Origin of the sequence: Aeromonas sp. 600276 (genome assembly GCF_049175815.1) — a bacterium.
In the GTDB taxonomy this organism is placed as follows: Bacteria; Pseudomonadota; Gammaproteobacteria; order Enterobacterales; family Aeromonadaceae; genus Aeromonas; species Aeromonas dhakensis.
Window position 1 is genome coordinate 110,609 of the sequence record NZ_JAAKVU010000002.1, and the last position, 17,328, is coordinate 127,936.

The following is a 17,328-nucleotide window of genomic DNA, read 5'->3' on the forward strand; positions in this document are numbered from 1 at the left end:
CGCTTTTTTGTTGGCTGTGATCCGTACCGGCTCGCCAGAAGCTGGCGCGCTCAGTGCGCGGCGTACTGATAGTGAAAGGTGGGCAGCCCCCACTTGAAGCGCACCGCCAGCAGGCGCAGCACGAAGCCGATGCCGATGGCACCGAAGGCGGCCCAGTCGTTGGGCAGGCCCTGATCCAGCGCCAGGCAGTAGAGGGCGGCGGTCACCAGCGAGATGGCGGCATAGAGCTCGCGGCGAAACACCAGCGGAATGCGCTGGCAGAGCAGATCCCTGAGCACGCCGCCGAAGGCCCCCGTCACCACCGCCATGATGCAGGCGATGCCGGCGCCGTGACCCATCTCCAGCGCCCTGGCCGCACCGAAGATGGAGAAGACCACCAGCCCCAGGGCATCGAGTGCCATGAACAGCTTGCCGAGATAGCGCATCAGCGGTGCCGAGATGACGCCGGCCATGGCCGCGCCGGCGACCAGTAGCACATACTCCGGGTGTTCGACCCAAAGCAGGGGGTAATGGCCCAGCAGCACGTCGCGGATGGTGCCACCACCGATGGCCGTCGCCGAGGCGATGATCACCACGCCGAACAAGTCCATCCGTCGCCGGCCCGCGGCCAGCGCGCCTGTCATCCCTTCGGCCACCAGGCCCAGCAAGAAGAGTGCATGTAACATGAGATATCCCAGGGTGCGAGAAAGGCCCGCATCCTAACAATCTAGCGCTGGCGGGACAAGCAAACTCATATATGCATTAGATTAAGTAATGAAAAGGGGGCTTTCGCCCCCATTTTTCATCATGCTTGTCCGGGTCAGCGCTTGAGCTGTTCGCTGCGGTAGTGATCGACCCACATGGCGGTGGCGCCGCAGATGGCGACCGGCATCACGAACAGGTTCACCACCGGGATGGCGGAGAAGAGGGTGACCAGGGCGCCGAAGCTCAGGCACTTGCCGCGGCGCTGCTTGAGGGCGTCGCGCATGGTGATGAAGTCGATCTTGTGATTGTCGAACGGATAGTCGACATACTGGATTGCCATCATCCAGGCGCTGAACAGGAACCAGAGCACAGGCGCCAGGGTCTGGCCCACCACCGGAATGAGGAACAGGATCAGGCAGCCGATGGCCTTGGGCAGGTAGTATTTGAGCTTGATCCACTCGCGACCGAAGGTGCGTGGCACATCCTTGACGATGTCCAGCATGCCGGTGTCGTTGGCCGCCTCGCCGGTGAGCGTCTGCTCCACCTTCTCCGCCAGCAGGCCGTTGAAGGGGGCGGCTATCCAGTTGGCCACCGAGCTGAACAGGAAGGAGAAGACCACCAGTATGGTAATGAGGGCGATGGGCCAGAGTAGGTAGTCCAGCCAGTCGAGCCAGCTCGGGATCTGTTGGTGCAGCCAGGCGAACAGGCCATCCAGCTGCAGCAGCAGGGCGTAGAAGGCCCCGGCAAACAGCACGAAGTTGACCAGCAGGGGGATCAGCACGAAGGTGCGGATGCCGGGCTGGCGAATGAGGGAGAAGCCGCGCAGAAAGTAGTCTGCACCGCTGATCGAGTCTTTTACCATACGGGGGGAGTGGCTCATCGGAGCTCCATCTGTTCATGGGAAACTGCCAGCATATTACAAACAAGCTTTTGATTTGGTAAAGTCGCCTGCCCGCCTCCTCTTTATTTCGTTACCGACATAGGCCGCCATGCGTCTGAAATTGATCAAACTCGCCGGCTTCAAGTCGTTTGTCGAGCCGACCCGCATCGAACTCAACGCCGACATGACTGCCGTGGTGGGGCCCAATGGCTGCGGCAAATCCAACGTCATCGACGCCGTGCGCTGGGTGCTGGGGGAGAGCTCCGCCCGCCATCTGCGTGGCGAGAACATGACCGACGTCATCTTCAACGGCTCCATCAACCGCAGCGCCCACGGCCGCGCCTCGGTGGAGCTGGTGTTCGACAACCCCCACAACCGGGTACCCGGTGAGTTCGGCCGCTTTACCGAGATCTCGGTGCGCCGCGAAGTGCTGCGTGACGGTTCCAACCACTACCAGATCAATGGCCAGAAGTGCCGCCGCAAGGACGTGACCGACCTCTTCCTTGGCACCGGCCTTGGGCCGCGCAGCTACGCCATCATCGAACAGGGCACCGTCAGCCGGCTGGTGGAGTCTCGCCCCGCCGATCTCAAGCTGTTCATGGAAGAGGCCGCCGGGGTCTCCCGCTACAAGGAGCGGCGCCGCGAGACCGAGCAGCGTATCCGTCATACCCAGGAAAACCTGGAGCGCCTCGGCGACATCCGCGGCGAACTGGGGTCGCGCCTCGACCATCTTAAGGCCCAGGCTGAGACCGCCGAGCGCTACAAGCAGCTCAAGAGCCGCAGTCGCGCTGCCCGCGCCGAGCTGATCGGTTCTGAACTGTGGGCGTTGGAGACGCGTCTGGGCGAGGCCAAGACCGAACTTGCCCAGACCGAGCAGGCGCTGGCGGCCCTCGATGCCAAGCGCACCACCGATGAGGGGCGCCACGTCACCCTGTCGGTCGCCCGCCAGGAGGCGCAGGCCGAACAGGCAAGCCGTCAGCAACAGATTTTTCTCGGCGGCCAGGCCATCGCCCGCCTCGAGCAGCAGCAACTGCACCAAACCGAACTCGGTCGTGACTGGCAGGCGAGGCGGCAGGCCCTTGGCGAACGCATCGAGGGGCTCAAGACCCAGCTGGCCGACCAGCTGGAACAACTGGGCGAAAGCACTCTGCAGGGGGAGGTAGCGTCAGCGCGCCTCGAGCAGTGTGAGCAGTTGCTTACCGACCAGCAGAGTGTGCGTGCGGCGGCGGGCGAGCGGCTCGAGCAGGCGCGCCAGCGCCAGCAGCAGTGGCAGCAGCAGCTTGGCCAGTTGCAGGGGCGGCTCAACCAGACCCGCGCCGAGGTGAACGGCCTGCAGGAGCTGCAGGCCAAGACCCGGCTGGCCCGTCTCAAGCTGGAAGATGAACAGGCCGGCCCCCTCGGCGGGGAGGGGGAGAACCTGCAACCGGCGCTCGATGCGCTGGCGGCGACGCTCTCGCTCTCCCGCGCCCGCCATGAGGAAGCCGAAGCGGCCTGGCAGGCCGGCGTGGCCCGTCACGAAGAGCTCAAGGCAGCGCAGGGGCGCCAGCAGGGCTTGCTGCGCGAACTGGAGGCGCGCCTCGCTACCCTGGATCAGATCCTGGGGGAGCAGATGGCGGGCGCCACCCTGGCGGATCGGCTGCAGGTCCCCCCCGAGTGGGCCCGGGGGCTGGACAAGGTGCTCGGTCGCTGGTTAACCGCCACCCCGGCGGACGAGTGCAATCTGGCGCAATCCGGGCTCTGGATTGGTCCGGCCCGGCCGGCGGTCGCCGGCACCCTGGCGGCGCAACTGGGCGGTGAGCACATACCCGCCTTCCTCAACGCCATCTGGCTGGCAGAGAGCCGGGAGGAGGCGCAGGCCCGCCTGCACAGCCTCTCTGCCGGTGAGTCGCTGCTCACTCCAGCCGGCGACTGGTTCGGCCCCAACTGGGCGGATCTGGGGGAGGGCATGGCCCTCGGCACCCTGGCGCTGCTCGGCGAACGTGAGCGGTTGCACAGCGAGTTGGTCGCGGGCCGGGAGGCGCTGCGCCGACTCGATGAGCAGCTTGCCGCCGCCGATGAGGCGCGGGCCCAGCTGCACAGCGCCCATGAACTGGCCCAGCGAACCCTGCGCGAGCAGGAGCAGCAGTGGCAGCAACTGCGTGAGGCCTGGAGCCTGCGCGAAGGGCAGCGCCAGGCGCGGTTGCAGCGCCTCGGCCAGCTGGGAGAGGAGTTGATCTGGCTGGATAAGGAGCAGGCTGAGGAGGCGCAGCGGCTGGTGTCGGCTGGGGAGCGGCTTGAGCAGGATGAAGCGGCCCTTGGCGAGCTGCAGGAGCAGGGGGAGGCGCTGGCCGAGGCGCTGCTGCTCGCCCAGGAGCAGGCGAGCACGGCGGATCGCGCTGTGGAAGAGGCCCGCCTGCGTCGTGAGCAGCAGCAAGCCGCCTGCCAGCGGCTGCAACTGGAGCAGCAGAACCAGCGCCAGCTCATCACCCTGCGCGAGCAGGAGCTGGCCCGCCTCGGGCTGGAGCTGGCCGAACTCAAGGAGCCGGGGGCCACTTCGAGTCAGGATCTGTCGCCCCTGCTGGCCGAGCAGCGCAGCCTCGAGGAACAGCAACTTGCCTGTCATCAGCGGCTTGCAGAATTGGAGCGCCAGTTGACCGAGCTGGAGCAGGCCAGAAGCGCCGATCACAAGCAACTGGTGCAGATACAGGAGAAGCTGGCGACCCTGCGGCTCGAGCGCGAACGCAACCTCACCCGCCGGCAGGGGTTGCACGAGCAGTTCGAAGAGCTGGGGGTACGGCTGGTGGATCTCGATCAGGCGGTGCTGATAGCGGCTGATCGCGGCAAGCTGCGCCAGGAGATCCAGACCCTGGAGGCGCAAGTGGAGGCGCTTGGCGCCATCAACCTGGCGGCGCTGGAGGAGTATGAAGAGGCGAAAACCCGCGCAAGCTACCTGGAAAACCAGTGCCAGGATCTGGAACAGGCGCTGGAAACCTTGAGCCAAGCCATTAAAAGAATTGATAAAGAGACACAAATACGCTTCCGTGACACTTTCGATAAGGTCAACGAAGATTTAAAATCCCTGTTTCCAAAAGTGTTCGGTGGGGGCAGTGCCTGGCTTGAGCTCACCTCCGATGATCTTTTGGAGGCTGGAGTGAGCATCATGGCGAGACCTCCGGGTAAGAAGAATGCTACCATTGCCCTGCTTTCCGGGGGGGAGAAGGCGTTAACCGCTCTTGCGCTGGTTTTTGCCATCTTCAGACTCAATCCGGCACCTTTCTGTCTGCTGGATGAGGTGGATGCACCGCTCGATGAAGTGAACGTCGGTCGCTTCTGTTCTCTTGTCAAAGAGATGTCGAGCACAGTACAGTTCGTTTACATCAGTCATAATAAGGTCTCCATGGAGATGGCTGAGCAGCTGGTTGGCGTCACGATGCAAGAGCCCGGGGTTTCGCGCATAGTGTCGGTCGATATCGGTGAAGCCGTCGCTTTGGCTGAGCAAAACTAGAAAGAGAAGCAGCTAATGCAGGAATTGCGTTACATCTTGGTTGCCCTGGGCGGTATTGCCATCGCGGCATTGCTCATTCACGGGTTGTGGAGCAACAGAAAGAATCGTCAGGCACCGATCAAAGAGAAACCTCTGGGTCGGATGGAATCCAAATCACGGGATCGTGACAACGACGCCTTCGACAGCGATGGCATCGGTCAGGTGCGAGTGGTCAGCGGTGGCCGTCGTGCCGAGCCCAAGCTCCACCATGATGAACCCCGCCAGCCGGACGTCAGCCGTCGCGCCCCCGCGTCCGCCTTCGACGATGAAGAAGATGATGACGCCGATCTGCCGCCGCCCGTGGTACGCAAGCCTGCCGCTCGCCCCGTGCCCCCGCCTCCCGTCTATGAAGAGGAGGAGTATGAGGAGCCGGCCGCCGAGCCTGTGGAGGAAGTGCCTGCCGCGCCGGTGCGCAAGCCTGCCCAGGTGATCCGTCGTACCCCGGTCCACCGTTCCCGTCCCCAGCGTGAGCCGCTGCTGCAGCCGCTGGACGAAGAACTGCTGGTGGAGCCAGCCTACGCCACCGCACCCACCTTCGGTGCCCGTGAACAGGTCCAGGCCGCTGCGCCCGAATACAAGGCGCAGCCCCGTTACGCAGCCCCCGAGCCTGCCTACGAGGAGCCCGCCTATGAAGAGCCGGTGCAGGAGCCGCAGATTGAACGTCAGCCGGTCGAGAAGATCTGGCAGGATGTCTATGTCATCAACCTGATGGCGCGCCCCGGCCACGACCTGCAGGGGGCGACCCTGATCTCTTCCCTGCTGGCGCTGGGCTTCAAGTTTGGCGAGATGGACATCTTCCATCGCCACGAGGATCTCAACGGCAAGGGCGAAGTGCTCTTCTCCATGATCAACATGGTCAAGCCGGGTACCTTCAACCCGTACCGGATGGAGCAGTTCACCACTCCGGGTGTGTCGCTCTTCATGCAACTGCCGCTGCGCAGCAACGCAGCCTTTGCCTTCGAGCACATGCTGCAGTCTGCCGACCAGCTGGCCAGCGATCTCGATGCCATGCTGACTGACGTGGATCGCAGCCCGCTGAGTGACGAGACCATCGCCCGTTACCGGCACGAGCTGGCCGCCTACGAGGCCAGTCGCGACTAATACGCCAGGCGGGTCGAATGAATCAAAAGTGCGGTACCCAGGTGCCGCATTTTTATTGCTCCGCTGGCCGGTTTTTTCATCACACTTCGAGACTTTTTCATGAGCGATATCCTCTCCCGCCACCGTCAACTGTGTGAGCTGCTTACCGAATATGGGCATCAGTACTATGTGCTGGACAACCCCACAGTGCCGGATGCCGAATACGACCGCCTGATGCGCGAGCTGATCGCGCTGGAGGCCGACCATCCCGAGCTGAAAACCCCGGCCTCGCCGAGCGTGCGGGTGGGCGGTCAGCCGCTCACCGCCTTCAAGCAGGTGCGCCACGAGATCCCCATGCTGAGCCTGGACAACGTGTTCAGCAGCGAAGAGCTGCAGGCGTTTGAACAGCGCATGAGCGATCGCCTCAAGCGGGAGGTCAATTTCACCTTCTGCTGCGAGCCCAAGCTGGATGGCCTGGCGGTGAGCCTGCTCTATGTGGACGGCCAGCTGGTGCAGGCCGCCACCCGGGGCGATGGCACCACGGGTGAGGAGATCACCGAGAACGTGCGCACCATCAAGGCCATTCCCCTGACCCTGCGTGGCGAGGGGTGGCCGGCTCGGCTGGAAGTGCGCGGCGAGGTGTTCATGCCCAAGGCGGGGTTCGAGGCGATGAACGCCAGGGCGCTGGCCGCCGGCGAGAAGGTGTTCGTCAATCCGCGCAACGCCGCCGCCGGCAGCCTGCGCCAGCTCGATTCACGCATCACCGCCAGCCGTCCGCTCAGCTTCTACGCCTATGGGGTGGGGGTCGGTGGCGAGCTGCTGGGGGATTCCCACTACGGCCGCCTCACCCGGCTCAATGCCTGGGGGCTGCCGCTCAGCCCGGAGGTGAAACTCAAAGAGGGGGCTGCCGGTTGTCAGGCGTTCCATGACGACATCCTGACCCGTCGCGGTGCACTGCCCTACGAGATCGACGGCGTGGTCTACAAGGTGGATGCCATTCCCCTGCAAGAGGAGCTCGGCTTCGTGGCCCGTGCGCCGCGCTGGGCCACCGCCCACAAGTTCCCGGCCCAGGAGGAGATGACCCTGCTCGAAAACGTCGAGTTCCAGGTCGGTCGCACCGGCGCCGTGACCCCGGTGGCCAAGCTCAAACCCGTGTTCGTCGGCGGTGTCACCGTCTCCAACGCCACCTTGCACAATGCCGACGAGATCGAGCGCCTCGGCGTCATGATCGGCGACACCGTGATCGTGCGCCGGGCCGGGGATGTGATCCCGCAGATCGTGGCGGTGGTGGAGGCGCAGCGCCCAAGCGATGCCCGTGAAATCCTCTTCCCGACCGAGTGCCCGGTGTGCGGCTCGGCGGTAGAGCGGCTGGAAGGAGAGGCAGTGACCCGCTGCTCCGGCGGTCTGTTCTGCGAGGCGCAGCGCAAGGAGGCGATCAAGCACTTCGCCGCCCGCCGAGCCATGGACGTGGACGGCCTCGGCGACAAGATAGTCGAGCAGCTGGTGGACAAGGGGCTGGTGAAGACCCCGGCCGATCTGTTTGGCCTCAATGCCATCCAGCTGGCCGGGCTCGAGCGGATGGGGCAAAAGTCCGCCCTCAATCTGGTGGCGGCCATCGACGCGGCCCGCAGCACCACGCTGCCGCGCTTCCTGTTTGCGCTGGGGATCCGCGAAGTGGGGGAGGCGACCGCGCTGAACCTCGCCAATCACTTCCTCACCCTGGACGCCCTGCGTGCCGCCTCGGTGGAGCAGCTGCTGGAAGTGGCCGACGTGGGGGACGTGGTGGCCAAGCATGTCTACTACTTCCTGCGCCAGCCCCACAACATCGAGGTGCTGGAGGCGCTGCTGGCCGCCGGTATCCACTGGCCGGCCATCGAGAAGAAGGAGGCTGCACAGCAGCCCTTTGCCGGCAAGACCTTCGTGCTGACCGGCACCCTCACCACCTTGTCGCGCAACGACGCCAAGGCGGCGCTGCAGGCGCTCGGCGCCAAGGTGGCGGGCTCGGTGTCGGCCAAGACCGACGTGCTGGTGGCGGGGGAGGCGGCAGGCTCCAAGCTGGCCAAGGCCCAGGAGCTCGGCATCACCGTCTGGACCGAAGAGGAGTTGCAGCAGGCGCTGCAGGGCTGAGTCGCTGGCTCAACCAGATAAACGAAGAACCCGGCCATGCCGGGTTCTTTTTTCTAGAGGTTTAGGTGCTCAATCACGCCAGAGGATCTTGTAGCGCCACTTGTCGGGCAGGGTGAGCTGCCAGCGGGCCAGCTCGCTCTTGCTGAACACATACTCGCCGCGCAGGGCAGCCCGCGGCGCCAGGGTCTTGGGCTGGGCTCCCTCCAGAATGGCATTGACCAGCTCGGCCGCCTTGGCCCCCTGATCGTGCCCATCCAGCACCAGGCCGCCGATGGCCTTGCCCTTGCCCACCGTAAACTCCCAGAAGCAGAACAGCGGCACCGGACTGTGGGCACTGGTCCACTCCAGCACCTGGCGTTCATCCACGTGGCGGCCCTGCTCATCGATGAGGGTGTGGTAGAGGCCGATAAAGATCGCCTGATAGCCGTTTTGCCTGGCGTTGAGCACGGCCTCCTGCCACAGGTCGTAGTCGCCGAGCAGCTGGCTGTTGACCCGGGTCTGGCCGACCCGCAACTCGGTCTGGGTCTTGAACTCATCCTCGATGGCGGTCAGGGCCACGTTGCTCGAATCAAACAGCACCAGTGCCTTCTTGATCCCCCCCATCAGCTGGCTCATCTCGCTGATGTTGCGCTTGAGCAGGGGGCGCTCCAGCACGCCGGTGATCTTGGGGTGGCCGACCAGCCCCTTGTGGCGCGGGTTCTCGTTCATGCCGAGAAACGCGACCGGGGTGCCGAGGGAGGCGATGCTGGTGGCCAGGTAGTTGATGGCGTTGTCATCGCCAAGCACCACCAGATCCGGTTTCACCTGGTGGTAGTAGGCGAGCGCCCGTTCAGCGATCTGGTCGAACTCTTCGGCGGGGCGGCGCTTGGTATCCATGTAGAAGTGGCTGATGTGGTGCTCGCCCTTGAGGTTGGCCACCAGGCTGGCGTTGTAGCTCTGATCCCACAGGTACTCGGGATGGTAGCTGCTGATCACCAGGATCTCGGCCGCCCACAGCCGCAGCGACAGGGGGCACAGCAACAGTAGCAGCAACAAAGGCTTGGTCATATGGCTTCCCATCGGCACAGAGGTGTTGTCATTCATTATGTTCACTCCTGGGCCAGCCGGTGCCGGTCAATTACTGTCGGAGGGGAAATCTTTTTCTCGCTGGCCGGCATCGGGCGCTAGCCCGCACCAGGCTTGAAGGTGGTCTCGTGTGGTACCTTTTATGGCTGGTCGGGAACTGCGCCACTCGCCTCAAAACCTGTTCTGGATCAAGAAATACGACCCCGCTTTGGTGCCTAATAGACACCACATATAGGGCTGCATTCGTTTTTAATCCCTATATGTTGTGTTATTAAGCTGTGTAAAAGCTGTTCCCTTCTCATCGTCAGCCCAGGCTTGTCAAGCCTCGGCTGAATTTATTTGCGCCCAGGACGAGGCGTGGAGAAGGGGGCCAAACAAGGGTAAGCCGAGGGCGAGAGCCTGGCCTTTTTAACGGGGAAACTCCATGAAACCGGTTGTGATCAAACGTGATGGATGTCGCGCACCATTCAATGCCCAGCTGATTGCCGAGGCGGTGGGCCGAGCGGCGGAGGCGGTCAATCAGGCCAGTCCGGCGCTGGCAGAGCGCATTGCCGCCGCCGTCAGCCAGGAGCTGGAAGGGCGGGGAGAAGTGGACATCCACGAGATCCAGAACCGGGTCGAAAACCACCTGATGGCCTCCGACGACAAGGCCATCGCCCGTGCCTACATCGAATACCGTCACGACCGGGATCAGGCTCGCGAGGCCCGCGGCCGGCTGGCCCAGGAGATCCGCGGCCTGGTAGAGCAGACCAACGCAGCCCTGCTCAACGAGAACGCCAACAAGGATTCCAAGGTGATCCCGACCCAGCGCGACCTGCTGGCGGGCATCGTCGCCAAGCATTACGCCACCAGCCACATGCTGCCCCGCGATGTGGTGCAGGCTCACGAGAGCGGCGATCTGCACTTCCACGATCTCGACTACTCCCCCTTCTTCCCCATGTTCAACTGCATGTTGATCGACCTGAAGGGGATGCTGACCCACGGCTTCAAGATGGGTAACGCGGAGATCGACACTCCCAAGTCCATCAGCACCGCCACCGCGGTTACCGCCCAGATCATCGCCCAGGTGGCGAGCCACATCTATGGCGGCACCACCATCAACCGCATCGACGAAGTGCTGGCTCCCTACGTGACCATCAGCTGGGAGAAGCACCGGGAAGTGGCGGTGGAGTGGGGCATCGGCGATGTGGATGCCTACGCCATGGCCCGCACCGAGAAGGAGTGCTACGACGCCTTCCAGTCGCTGGAATATGAGGTGAACACCCTGCACACCGCCAACGGTCAGACCCCGTTCGTCACCTTCGGTTTTGGCCTCGGCGACAGCTGGCAGTCACGCCTGATCCAGCGCGCCATCTTGAGCAACCGTATCGCCGGCCTTGGCAAGAACAAGAAGACCGCCGTGTTCCCTAAACTGGTGTTCGCCATCAAGGATGGCCTCAACCATCGGCCGGGCGATCCCAACTACGACATCAAGCAGCTGGCGCTGGAGTGCGCCTCCAAACGGATGTACCCGGACATCCTCAACTACGACCAGGTGGTGAAGGTGACCGGCTCCTTCAAGACCCCCATGGGCTGCCGCTCCTTCCTCGGTGCCTACGAGGAGCAGGGCGAGCTGGTTCATGAAGGGCGCAACAACCTGGGGGTGGTGAGCCTCAACCTGCCGCGCATCGCCCTCAAATCCCGCGATGAAGCGGATTTTTGGGACAAGCTGGATGCCGCCCTGCGGGTGGCCAAGACAGCGCTGATGTACCGCATCAAGCGTCTGGACGGGGTCAAGGCCCGGGTCGCGCCCATCCTCTACATGGAAGGGGCCTGCGGGGTGCGCCTCAAGGCGGACGACAATGTCAGCGAGATCTTCAAGCACGGCCGCGCCTCCATCTCCCTTGGCTATATCGGGGTGCACGAAACCATCAACGCCCTGTTTGGCGAGCAGGTTCACCTGTTTGACAGTGCCGAACTGCAGCAGAAGGCCATCGCCATCGTCGAGCGCCTCAAGGCGGCCACCGACGAGTGGAAGGAGGAGACCGGCTACGGCTTCAGCCTCTACTCCACCCCGAGCGAGAACCTCTGCTCCCGCTTCTGCCGCATCGACGCCAAGGAGTTTGGCGTGGTGGCGGGGGTGACCGACAAGGGCTACTACACCAACAGCTTCCACCTCGATGTGGAAAAGCAGGTCAATCCGTACGACAAGCTGGACTTCGAGGCGCCCTATCCGCCCATCGCCAGCGGCGGTTTCATCTGCTACGGCGAGTACCCCAACATCCAGCACAACCTGGAGGCGCTGGAGAACGTCTGGGACTACAGCTATGACAAGGTGCCCTACTACGGCACCAACACCCCCATCGACGAATGCTACGAGTGCGGCTTCACCGGCGAGTTCGAGTGCACCTCCAAGGGCTTCACCTGCCCGCGCTGCGGCAACCACGATCCGGCCAAGGTGTCGGTGACCCGTCGTGTCTGCGGCTACCTCGGCAGCCCGGATGCGCGCCCCTTCAACGCGGGCAAGCAGGAAGAGGTCAAGCGCCGCGTCAAACATATGTAAGTGCGGTAACGATGAAGCGCTGGCCCCTGTTGCAAGGGGCCATTTTCATGGGTTGGCGACCGTTTGCACACCCATGAAAAAGGCAGGAAACAAGCGATGCACTACCACCAATACTACCCGGTCGATGTGATCAACGGCCCCGGTACCCGCGCCACCCTGTTCGTCTCGGGCTGCGAGCACCAGTGCCCCGGCTGCTACAACCAGAGCACCTGGCGGCTCGATGGCGGCAAGCCGTTCGATGAGGCGATGAGCGATCGCGTCATCGCGGATCTCAACGACACGCGCATCAAGCGGCGCGGACTGTCGCTCTCCGGCGGCGATCCGCTCCACCCCGCCAACGTGCCCCACGTGCTGGCGCTGGTGAAACGGGTGCGTGCCGAGTGCCCCGGCAAGGACATCTGGTGCTGGACCGGCTATCTGCTCGGCGAGCTCAGCCCGGCTCAGCGCGAGCTGGTGGCCTTGCTGGACGTGCTGGTGGACGGCAAGTTCGAGCAGGGGCTGGCAGACCCCGGTCTGCTCTGGCGTGGCAGCAGCAATCAGCAGATCCACTACCTCAACGCCTGGCGGGAAGGAGGGGAACGGATCCCCTGTCTGGTTTGCAGTTGAGGCCAGGGATGTTTATGGTTAGCCCATTCCAATCCCTGTGACATCGTTGACGAGGAAATCCGAGATGAACAATCTGCTCAAGATCCTGCTGGCCATCTTCCTGCCGCCGGTCTGCGCCTTTATCCAGGTGGGCTTCAGCCTGCATTTTCTGATCAACATAGTGCTGACCCTGCTCGGCGGTCTGCCCGGCATGGTCCATGCGCTCTGGCTGGTGGTCAGCGACAAGCGCGGCTGACGTTGAGCCTCTTTGCTAAAAGCCAACCCGATGGGGTTGGCTTTTTTTATGCTGCTCAAACGGGTTCCGATTGTTACAGTAATGGGCCGGCAATCCTGCCGGGGAGGGGTGACCCCTCTGATCTGACTCAACAAGGAGTGTTGAATGGGTTTGAAGGTCTTGCTGCTGGGCACTGTGCTCGGCCTGCTGGGGGGCTGTGCCAGCCCCAGTCCCACCGTGAAACTGAACCAGCCGCCGCTGGAGGTGACCATGGCGGAGCTTGGCAAATACTGGGTGCAGGATGGCGAAGTGCCCCCGTTTGAACCGGTGGGCGGCGCGCCAGCCAAGCGGCCCGTCAAGGGCTATGTGGAGATCCGTTATCTCATCGACTCCAATGGCAATCTGTTCAGCCCAGAGATCCTGGCCTCGGAGCCGCCCGGGGTGCTGGATCTGATCGCCCTGTCGGGGCTGGCCAAAACCCGCTATCGAGTGTCGGAGCAGAACCCGCAGGCCATTCCGGTGCGAGTGGTGGGTCGCTACGAGATTGAAGTGGAGTAAACAACAACCCCGGCCTGGCCGGGGTTGTTGTTTACTGCTGCTTGCAGTCGTTGTAGACGCTCTGCCACTCCCCGTCCTTGTCGCGCATCTCGACAAAACCCTCGTTGCCCTTGTTCCACCAGACGGCCTCGTGATCGTCGGTGTAGCGGGCGCCGGAGGCAGAGACGCTCTGCGGCAGGGTGTAGTCCTTGCCGTCCGGCAGCGCCAGCTTGACGAAGTTCAGGCTCTGATCGGAGAGGGCGAAGTAGCGCACCTGTACCCGTTGGCCCTGTTCGCACAGATAGGTGACGGGGTCGCCGCCGGTCACGCTCAGGGGGTCGGCGCCGCGTTCGCAGCCGCTCAGCAGGGTCAGGGCCGTGATGCCCAGCAGCAGAAGGTTGGCGTGCTTCATGTTGATTCTCCATCGGTGTCATCCGGGCGTGATCCTAACAGCTTGCCCAAGGGGCGCAATGCGCCTCGACCCGGCTTGCGTCGATATGCGTCCATGGGCGTCAAAAGAAGCACTAATGAGTATGGGCTCAATGCAGGCCTAGTCTGGCCTCGAAGGCGCGCACCAGCGCCTCGTAGGTGCCGTTGTTCTTGATCTTCTGCAGCCCCTCTTCGAAGCGACTGGCCATCTCCTCACCCCGGGGGTGGACGCGGGAGAAGGCGAGCCAGAAACCGTCGGTGGAGATCTTGCCCACCTTGACCACCTTCCCGCTCAGCTGTTTCTGCTGGATCTTGAGGTAGCCCGGCATCTCGTTCATCAGTATGTAGTCGACCCGGCCGCGCACCAGCATCTCGATGATCTGGGCGTCCGACTTGGCCTGGAAGCGGGTGATCCTGGGGTTTTCCATGAAATCGGTGGGGTAGGTGTAGCCGAGGGTGATGCCCACCGTCTTCTGTTCCAGCGAGGTGAGTTTGAGATCCCGGCGCGGTTCGCTGGCCAGGGCGAAGATGGCGAGATCCTCCTCGAACATGGGGGTCTCGTGCCAGAAGTACTGGTAACGGTTCTCCTCGGTAATGGTGGCATCGAAGCAGCCGAGCACCTTGTCGCTGCGTGCCTCGTACATGCAGCGGGCGAAGGGGATGGTGCGAAACTCCACCTCGACTCCCTCGGCGGCAAAGGCCGCCTTCACCAGCTCGGGGGCCAGCCCCTGCGGCTGGCCGCTCTCTTTGTCGAGGACGCAATAGGGCGCCCAGTCATCTTCCGCGGCGATCAGCACAGACTCGGCCCGGGCGTTTCCCACCATCAGCAGAAGACAGATAGCCAGCCAGTGAATGTGGGTTGCGTGTGTCATGGTCTCTCTCCCGTTGCCAACTGCCCTAGCAAGCATAGTTGCTGGGGCTGGCCGCAGGCGCTGCCAGATACAGGGCAAAAAAACGCCCCGGTAGGCATAGCGGGGCGAAAGGCGCACATCCTTGAGCTAACAACAGGGGGTCAATAACCGAACCGGGTGGCCTCGAAACGGTTAAGCAGTCGGTGGATGAGGTAACAGGCCAGCAGGGTGGCGACGATGGCAAACAAGATGCTGCTGACCCGGTAGAGGGCGCTGAACACCAGATCGTTGCCGGGCGTCAGGTACTGGCCGAACAGGATGCCGAGGGTGGTGAGGGCGCCGAAGCCGACCCCGGAACCGCTCGCCTCCTTCACGTGGGCATGACTGAACAGCATGGAGCCGAGCCAGAGCAGGGGGGCGACCAGGATCAGCAGCCCGGACCAGTCGTAGAGCACCAGTTGGCCGACCAGGCCGAAGCTCACCCCGAGCAGGGTGCCCATGGCCCGCTTGCGGGCATAGCTCAGGGCGCCGTCCCAGTGCATGGGGAAGAGCACCAGCAGCGTCGTGGCCTGGGCCGACATGGAGTCTCGCAGATCGAAGAGCTGGAACACCATGAAGGAGAGGGTGGCGATGCTGGCGCCAAGCAGCGCCTCGTGCCGCATCCGGTGTGGTGCCTTGGGGGAGGGGGCCGGCTTGGGGCGCTCCTCCACGTCAGGGATGAGCGCCGTCATCAGGTAGGCGATGAGCACCGACAGCACGCTGGCCCACAGGTTGCTGAAGATGAGGTCGTTGAGATCGGTCTGCGGGTAGCTGGCAAAGTGCAGCATGATGCTGAGGCTCAGCACCCCGTTGGCACCGAACAGAAACAGGCTGCCCCGCGACATGGCGGCGAAACGGTAGAGAAACAGCAGGAAGGCGATGGGGATCATCAGGCCGGGATGGCCGCCGAACAGCCCCCCCAGCAGCCCCACTTCCAGCCCGCAGACCACGGCGGCGGCGATCAGCTGGCGGGCGGCATGACCGTTCATCACCGGCACCATGCCCAGCAGCAGTACAGGCGTCACCGTGTAGAAGACGCCGTAGTTCCAGCCGAACAGCTTGCAGAGCAGAAAGCCGCTGGTGCTGCCAAAGGCGATGCGCAGGCATTGGCGCAGTTCATTGGCGGTGAGGGGTCTGTGCCACAGGTTCATTGCCGTCACCTCAGTAGATGTAGTGCAGCAGGCTGAGCAGGCGGATCTGGGCGCGGGCCAGCAGCCCGGTCAGGGCGTTGTCGGGCAGCAGCTGCACGGTGGCACGGGCACCGGCCGGCAGATGGGCGGGCAGCTGTTCCAGCGCCAGATGCAGGCGCAGACGCTGAGCGTCGCGCACCCAGCGATCCGACTCGGTGGGGCTGGCCAGCTGGCCGTTGGCATCGAACTGACCGGCGCTGACCCCGGCATCCAGGCTGGTGACCCGGGCGGGATAGAGGCGGCCCGGCTCGCCGTCGAAGGCGACCAGGGCCAGGCTGTCCTGATCAACGTGGCGCAGGCTCTTCTCGCGAAAATCGGCGATCACGTCCACCTGCTCGGAGACCAGCGCCAGCAGAGGGGCGCCCGCCGCGGCGAAGCTGCCGGGCTTGAGCTGCAGGTTGGTGATGATGCCGTCCTGGCTGGCGTGAACCCGGCTGTAGGCGAGGTTGAGCTCGGCCTGGGCGAGGCGGTTGCGAGCCTGGCGCAGCAGCAGGTTGTCGTCGCCGGGCAGGCCGCGGTTGACCCTGGCCTGGGTCATGCGCGCCTTGCTGGCCAGCAGGTTGGCCTGGGCGGTGCGAAACGCGCTGTCGGCGTCATCCTTCTGCTGCTCGGAGACCATGTGGCGGCGATAGAGGGCGTCGATACGCTCCGCTTCCCGCAACTTGAGGGCGGCCTGGGTCTGCAACGAGCTGAAATCGGCGCTGGCGGCGTTGAGGGTGGCATCGAGCTGGCGATTCTGCTGCTCGGCCTGGGCCAGGGCGAGGCGAGCCTGCTCTACCGCCAGCTCGAAGGGGGCCGGGTCGAGGGCAAACAGCAGATCCCCCTGCTTGACGTGCTGGTTGTTGGCGACAGCCACCTCCATCACCTTGCCGCTGACCTGGGGCGCCATCTTGGTGACGACGCGGGTTGCCATGGCTTGCGGGGTGAGCGGCATCTTGAGGTCGGCCAGCAGGAAATAGGCAAAGACCAGCACGAAGGCGCCCATGGCCCATTTGATCCAGCGTTGGAATTGTTGATCCGGGGTCATCTCATTCTCTCTCTTCACTCTGCGCACCTATCTTGCCGAGGGCATTGGCACAGATGCGGTGCACGATATCTTCAAACTGTTCCAGCTCCCGCTGGCTGATGCCGGCGAGCAGCTCCCGGCGTATCTCCATGATGCGATCTTCAATCTGGTCGAGCAGCGCCTTGCCGGCCGGGGTCAGGGTGACGATGCGGGCCCGCTTGTCCTGGCTGCAGCAGTGGCGCTCCACCAGCCCCTGCTCTTCCAGCTGGCCCAGGGTGCGCATCAGGGAGGGGAGTTCGATCTCCAGCGCCTCGGCCAGGGTCTTCTGGCTGAGGTGGCCGCCGAGCCGGCTCAGCTTCCACAGCGCCGTCCAGCGGGGATGAGTCAGGCCGAGGGGGGCCAGTTCGAGATCGGCCACGGTGCGCCACAGCCGATGCAGCCGGCCGACCCGCTCGGCGAGGGAGAGCTCGCGCAGCATTTCCAGATCCTTCATCATGAGATTCTCCTTTTACTTAGCTTGCTAAGCATTGTAGTTGTTTAGCAGGCTAAGTAAAT

15 protein-coding genes are annotated in these 17,328 nt (G+C 63.8%); 7 read left to right on the forward strand and 8 right to left on the reverse strand.

What is annotated here, in order from left to right; all coding sequences use genetic code 11:
• Positions 1 to 50: 50 nt before the first annotated feature.
• Together G5134_RS02620 and cysZ are read right to left on the reverse strand one after the other, a co-directional pair.
• Entirely contained in the window at positions 51 to 665 is a 615-nt protein-coding gene (locus G5134_RS02620) for a trimeric intracellular cation channel family protein (protein WP_005303366.1), read from the reverse strand.
• A gap of 134 nt (positions 666 to 799) precedes the next feature.
• Positions 800 to 1,564 (reverse strand): sulfate transporter CysZ, encoded by a 765-nt coding sequence (gene cysZ, locus G5134_RS02625; RefSeq protein WP_065018181.1) that lies wholly within the window; start codon positions 1,562 to 1,564, stop codon positions 800 to 802.
• A gap of 109 nt (positions 1,565 to 1,673) precedes the next feature.
• Between cysZ and G5134_RS02630 the strand changes: the two genes are divergently transcribed.
• The 3 genes from G5134_RS02630 to ligA all read left to right on the forward strand — a co-directional run bounded on the left by G5134_RS02630 (position 1,674) and on the right by ligA (position 8,294).
• Positions 1,674 to 5,048 (forward strand): AAA family ATPase, encoded by a 3,375-nt coding sequence (locus tag G5134_RS02630; protein WP_065018182.1) that lies wholly within the window; start codon positions 1,674 to 1,676, stop codon positions 5,046 to 5,048.
• 15 nt (positions 5,049 to 5,063) lie between these two features.
• Positions 5,064 to 6,188, forward strand: a complete 1,125-nt coding sequence (gene zipA / locus G5134_RS02635) for a cell division protein ZipA (RefSeq protein ID WP_065018183.1) — start codon at positions 5,064 to 5,066, stop codon at positions 6,186 to 6,188.
• Positions 6,189 to 6,287: 99 nt separating this feature from the next.
• Positions 6,288 to 8,294, forward strand: a complete 2,007-nt coding sequence (ligA, locus tag G5134_RS02640) for an NAD-dependent DNA ligase LigA (protein WP_065018184.1) — start codon at positions 6,288 to 6,290, stop codon at positions 8,292 to 8,294.
• Between the two features lie 69 nt (positions 8,295 to 8,363).
• On the opposite strand, the gene G5134_RS02645 is transcribed toward ligA, so the two are convergent.
• Positions 8,364 to 9,341: an ABC transporter substrate-binding protein gene (locus G5134_RS02645; protein ID WP_082970135.1), complete on the reverse strand. Its 978-nt coding sequence runs from the start codon at positions 9,339 to 9,341 to the stop codon at positions 8,364 to 8,366.
• Between the two features lie 442 nt (positions 9,342 to 9,783).
• Between G5134_RS02645 and nrdD the strand changes: the two genes are divergently transcribed.
• The 4 genes from nrdD to G5134_RS02665 all read left to right on the forward strand — a co-directional run bounded on the left by nrdD (position 9,784) and on the right by G5134_RS02665 (position 13,279).
• A complete protein-coding gene (nrdD, locus tag G5134_RS02650; RefSeq protein ID WP_065018186.1) occupies positions 9,784 to 11,901 on the forward strand; it encodes an anaerobic ribonucleoside-triphosphate reductase in 2,118 nt (705 codons plus the stop codon).
• A gap of 96 nt (positions 11,902 to 11,997) precedes the next feature.
• Entirely contained in the window at positions 11,998 to 12,507 is a 510-nt protein-coding gene (gene nrdG, locus G5134_RS02655) for an anaerobic ribonucleoside-triphosphate reductase-activating protein (protein WP_065018187.1), read from the forward strand.
• 64 nt (positions 12,508 to 12,571) lie between these two features.
• Positions 12,572 to 12,742 (forward strand): YqaE/Pmp3 family membrane protein, encoded by a 171-nt coding sequence (locus tag G5134_RS02660; RefSeq protein ID WP_005343870.1) that lies wholly within the window; start codon positions 12,572 to 12,574, stop codon positions 12,740 to 12,742.
• Between the two features lie 144 nt (positions 12,743 to 12,886).
• The gene (locus tag G5134_RS02665; protein WP_010634739.1) at positions 12,887 to 13,279 is read left to right on the forward strand and encodes an energy transducer TonB; all 393 of its coding nucleotides are present in this window, start codon (positions 12,887 to 12,889) and stop codon (positions 13,277 to 13,279) included.
• Positions 13,280 to 13,310: 31 nt separating this feature from the next.
• Here G5134_RS02665 and G5134_RS02670 read toward each other — a convergent pair whose 3' ends face one another.
• The 5 genes from G5134_RS02670 to slyA all read right to left on the reverse strand — a co-directional run bounded on the left by G5134_RS02670 (position 13,311) and on the right by slyA (position 17,269).
• Complete coding sequence (locus G5134_RS02670; protein ID WP_065018188.1) at positions 13,311 to 13,670, reverse strand: MliC family protein; 360 nt, start codon at positions 13,668 to 13,670, stop codon at positions 13,311 to 13,313.
• Positions 13,671 to 13,797: 127 nt separating this feature from the next.
• On the reverse strand, positions 13,798 to 14,559 hold the full coding sequence (locus tag G5134_RS02675) for a substrate-binding periplasmic protein (RefSeq protein ID WP_065018189.1): 762 nt from the start codon (positions 14,557 to 14,559) through the stop codon (positions 13,798 to 13,800).
• Between the two features lie 140 nt (positions 14,560 to 14,699).
• Complete coding sequence (locus tag G5134_RS02680) at positions 14,700 to 15,728, reverse strand: DUF2955 domain-containing protein (RefSeq protein WP_065018190.1); 1,029 nt, start codon at positions 15,726 to 15,728, stop codon at positions 14,700 to 14,702.
• Positions 15,729 to 15,738: 10 nt separating this feature from the next.
• Positions 15,739 to 16,794, reverse strand: coding sequence for an HlyD family secretion protein (locus G5134_RS02685; RefSeq protein WP_005303344.1), 1,056 nt, complete (start codon positions 16,792 to 16,794; stop codon positions 15,739 to 15,741).
• Position 16,795: 1 nt separating this feature from the next.
• Positions 16,796 to 17,269, reverse strand: coding sequence for a transcriptional regulator SlyA (gene slyA / locus G5134_RS02690; protein WP_010634735.1), 474 nt, complete (start codon positions 17,267 to 17,269; stop codon positions 16,796 to 16,798).
• Positions 17,270 to 17,328: the final 59 nt, after the last annotated feature.

Bases quoted from the DNA above. Each gene is read 5' to 3' on its own strand.
- G5134_RS02675 (WP_065018189.1), bottom strand. From the start codon at position 14,559: ATGACACACGCAACCCACATTCACTGGCTGGCTATCTGTCTTCTGCTG.
- G5134_RS02680 (WP_065018190.1), bottom strand. From the start codon at position 15,728: ATGAACCTGTGGCACAGACCCCTCACCGCCAATGAACTGCGCCAATGC.
- G5134_RS02645 (WP_082970135.1), bottom strand. From the start codon at position 9,341: ATGACCAAGCCTTTGTTGCTGCTACTGTTGCTGTGCCCCCTGTCGCTG.
- zipA (WP_065018183.1), top strand. From the start codon at position 5,064: ATGCAGGAATTGCGTTACATCTTGGTTGCCCTGGGCGGTATTGCCATC.
- G5134_RS02630 (WP_065018182.1), top strand. From the start codon at position 1,674: ATGCGTCTGAAATTGATCAAACTCGCCGGCTTCAAGTCGTTTGTCGAG.
- G5134_RS02665 (WP_010634739.1), top strand. From the start codon at position 12,887: ATGGGTTTGAAGGTCTTGCTGCTGGGCACTGTGCTCGGCCTGCTGGGG.
- cysZ (WP_065018181.1), bottom strand. From the start codon at position 1,564: ATGAGCCACTCCCCCCGTATGGTAAAAGACTCGATCAGCGGTGCAGAC.
- ligA (WP_065018184.1), top strand. From the start codon at position 6,288: ATGAGCGATATCCTCTCCCGCCACCGTCAACTGTGTGAGCTGCTTACC.
- nrdD (WP_065018186.1), top strand. From the start codon at position 9,784: ATGAAACCGGTTGTGATCAAACGTGATGGATGTCGCGCACCATTCAAT.
- G5134_RS02685 (WP_005303344.1), bottom strand. From the start codon at position 16,794: ATGACCCCGGATCAACAATTCCAACGCTGGATCAAATGGGCCATGGGC.
- G5134_RS02670 (WP_065018188.1), bottom strand. From the start codon at position 13,670: ATGAAGCACGCCAACCTTCTGCTGCTGGGCATCACGGCCCTGACCCTG.
- nrdG (WP_065018187.1), top strand. From the start codon at position 11,998: ATGCACTACCACCAATACTACCCGGTCGATGTGATCAACGGCCCCGGT.
- G5134_RS02660 (WP_005343870.1), top strand. From the start codon at position 12,572: ATGAACAATCTGCTCAAGATCCTGCTGGCCATCTTCCTGCCGCCGGTC.
- G5134_RS02620 (WP_005303366.1), bottom strand. From the start codon at position 665: ATGTTACATGCACTCTTCTTGCTGGGCCTGGTGGCCGAAGGGATGACA.
- slyA (WP_010634735.1), bottom strand. From the start codon at position 17,269: ATGATGAAGGATCTGGAAATGCTGCGCGAGCTCTCCCTCGCCGAGCGG.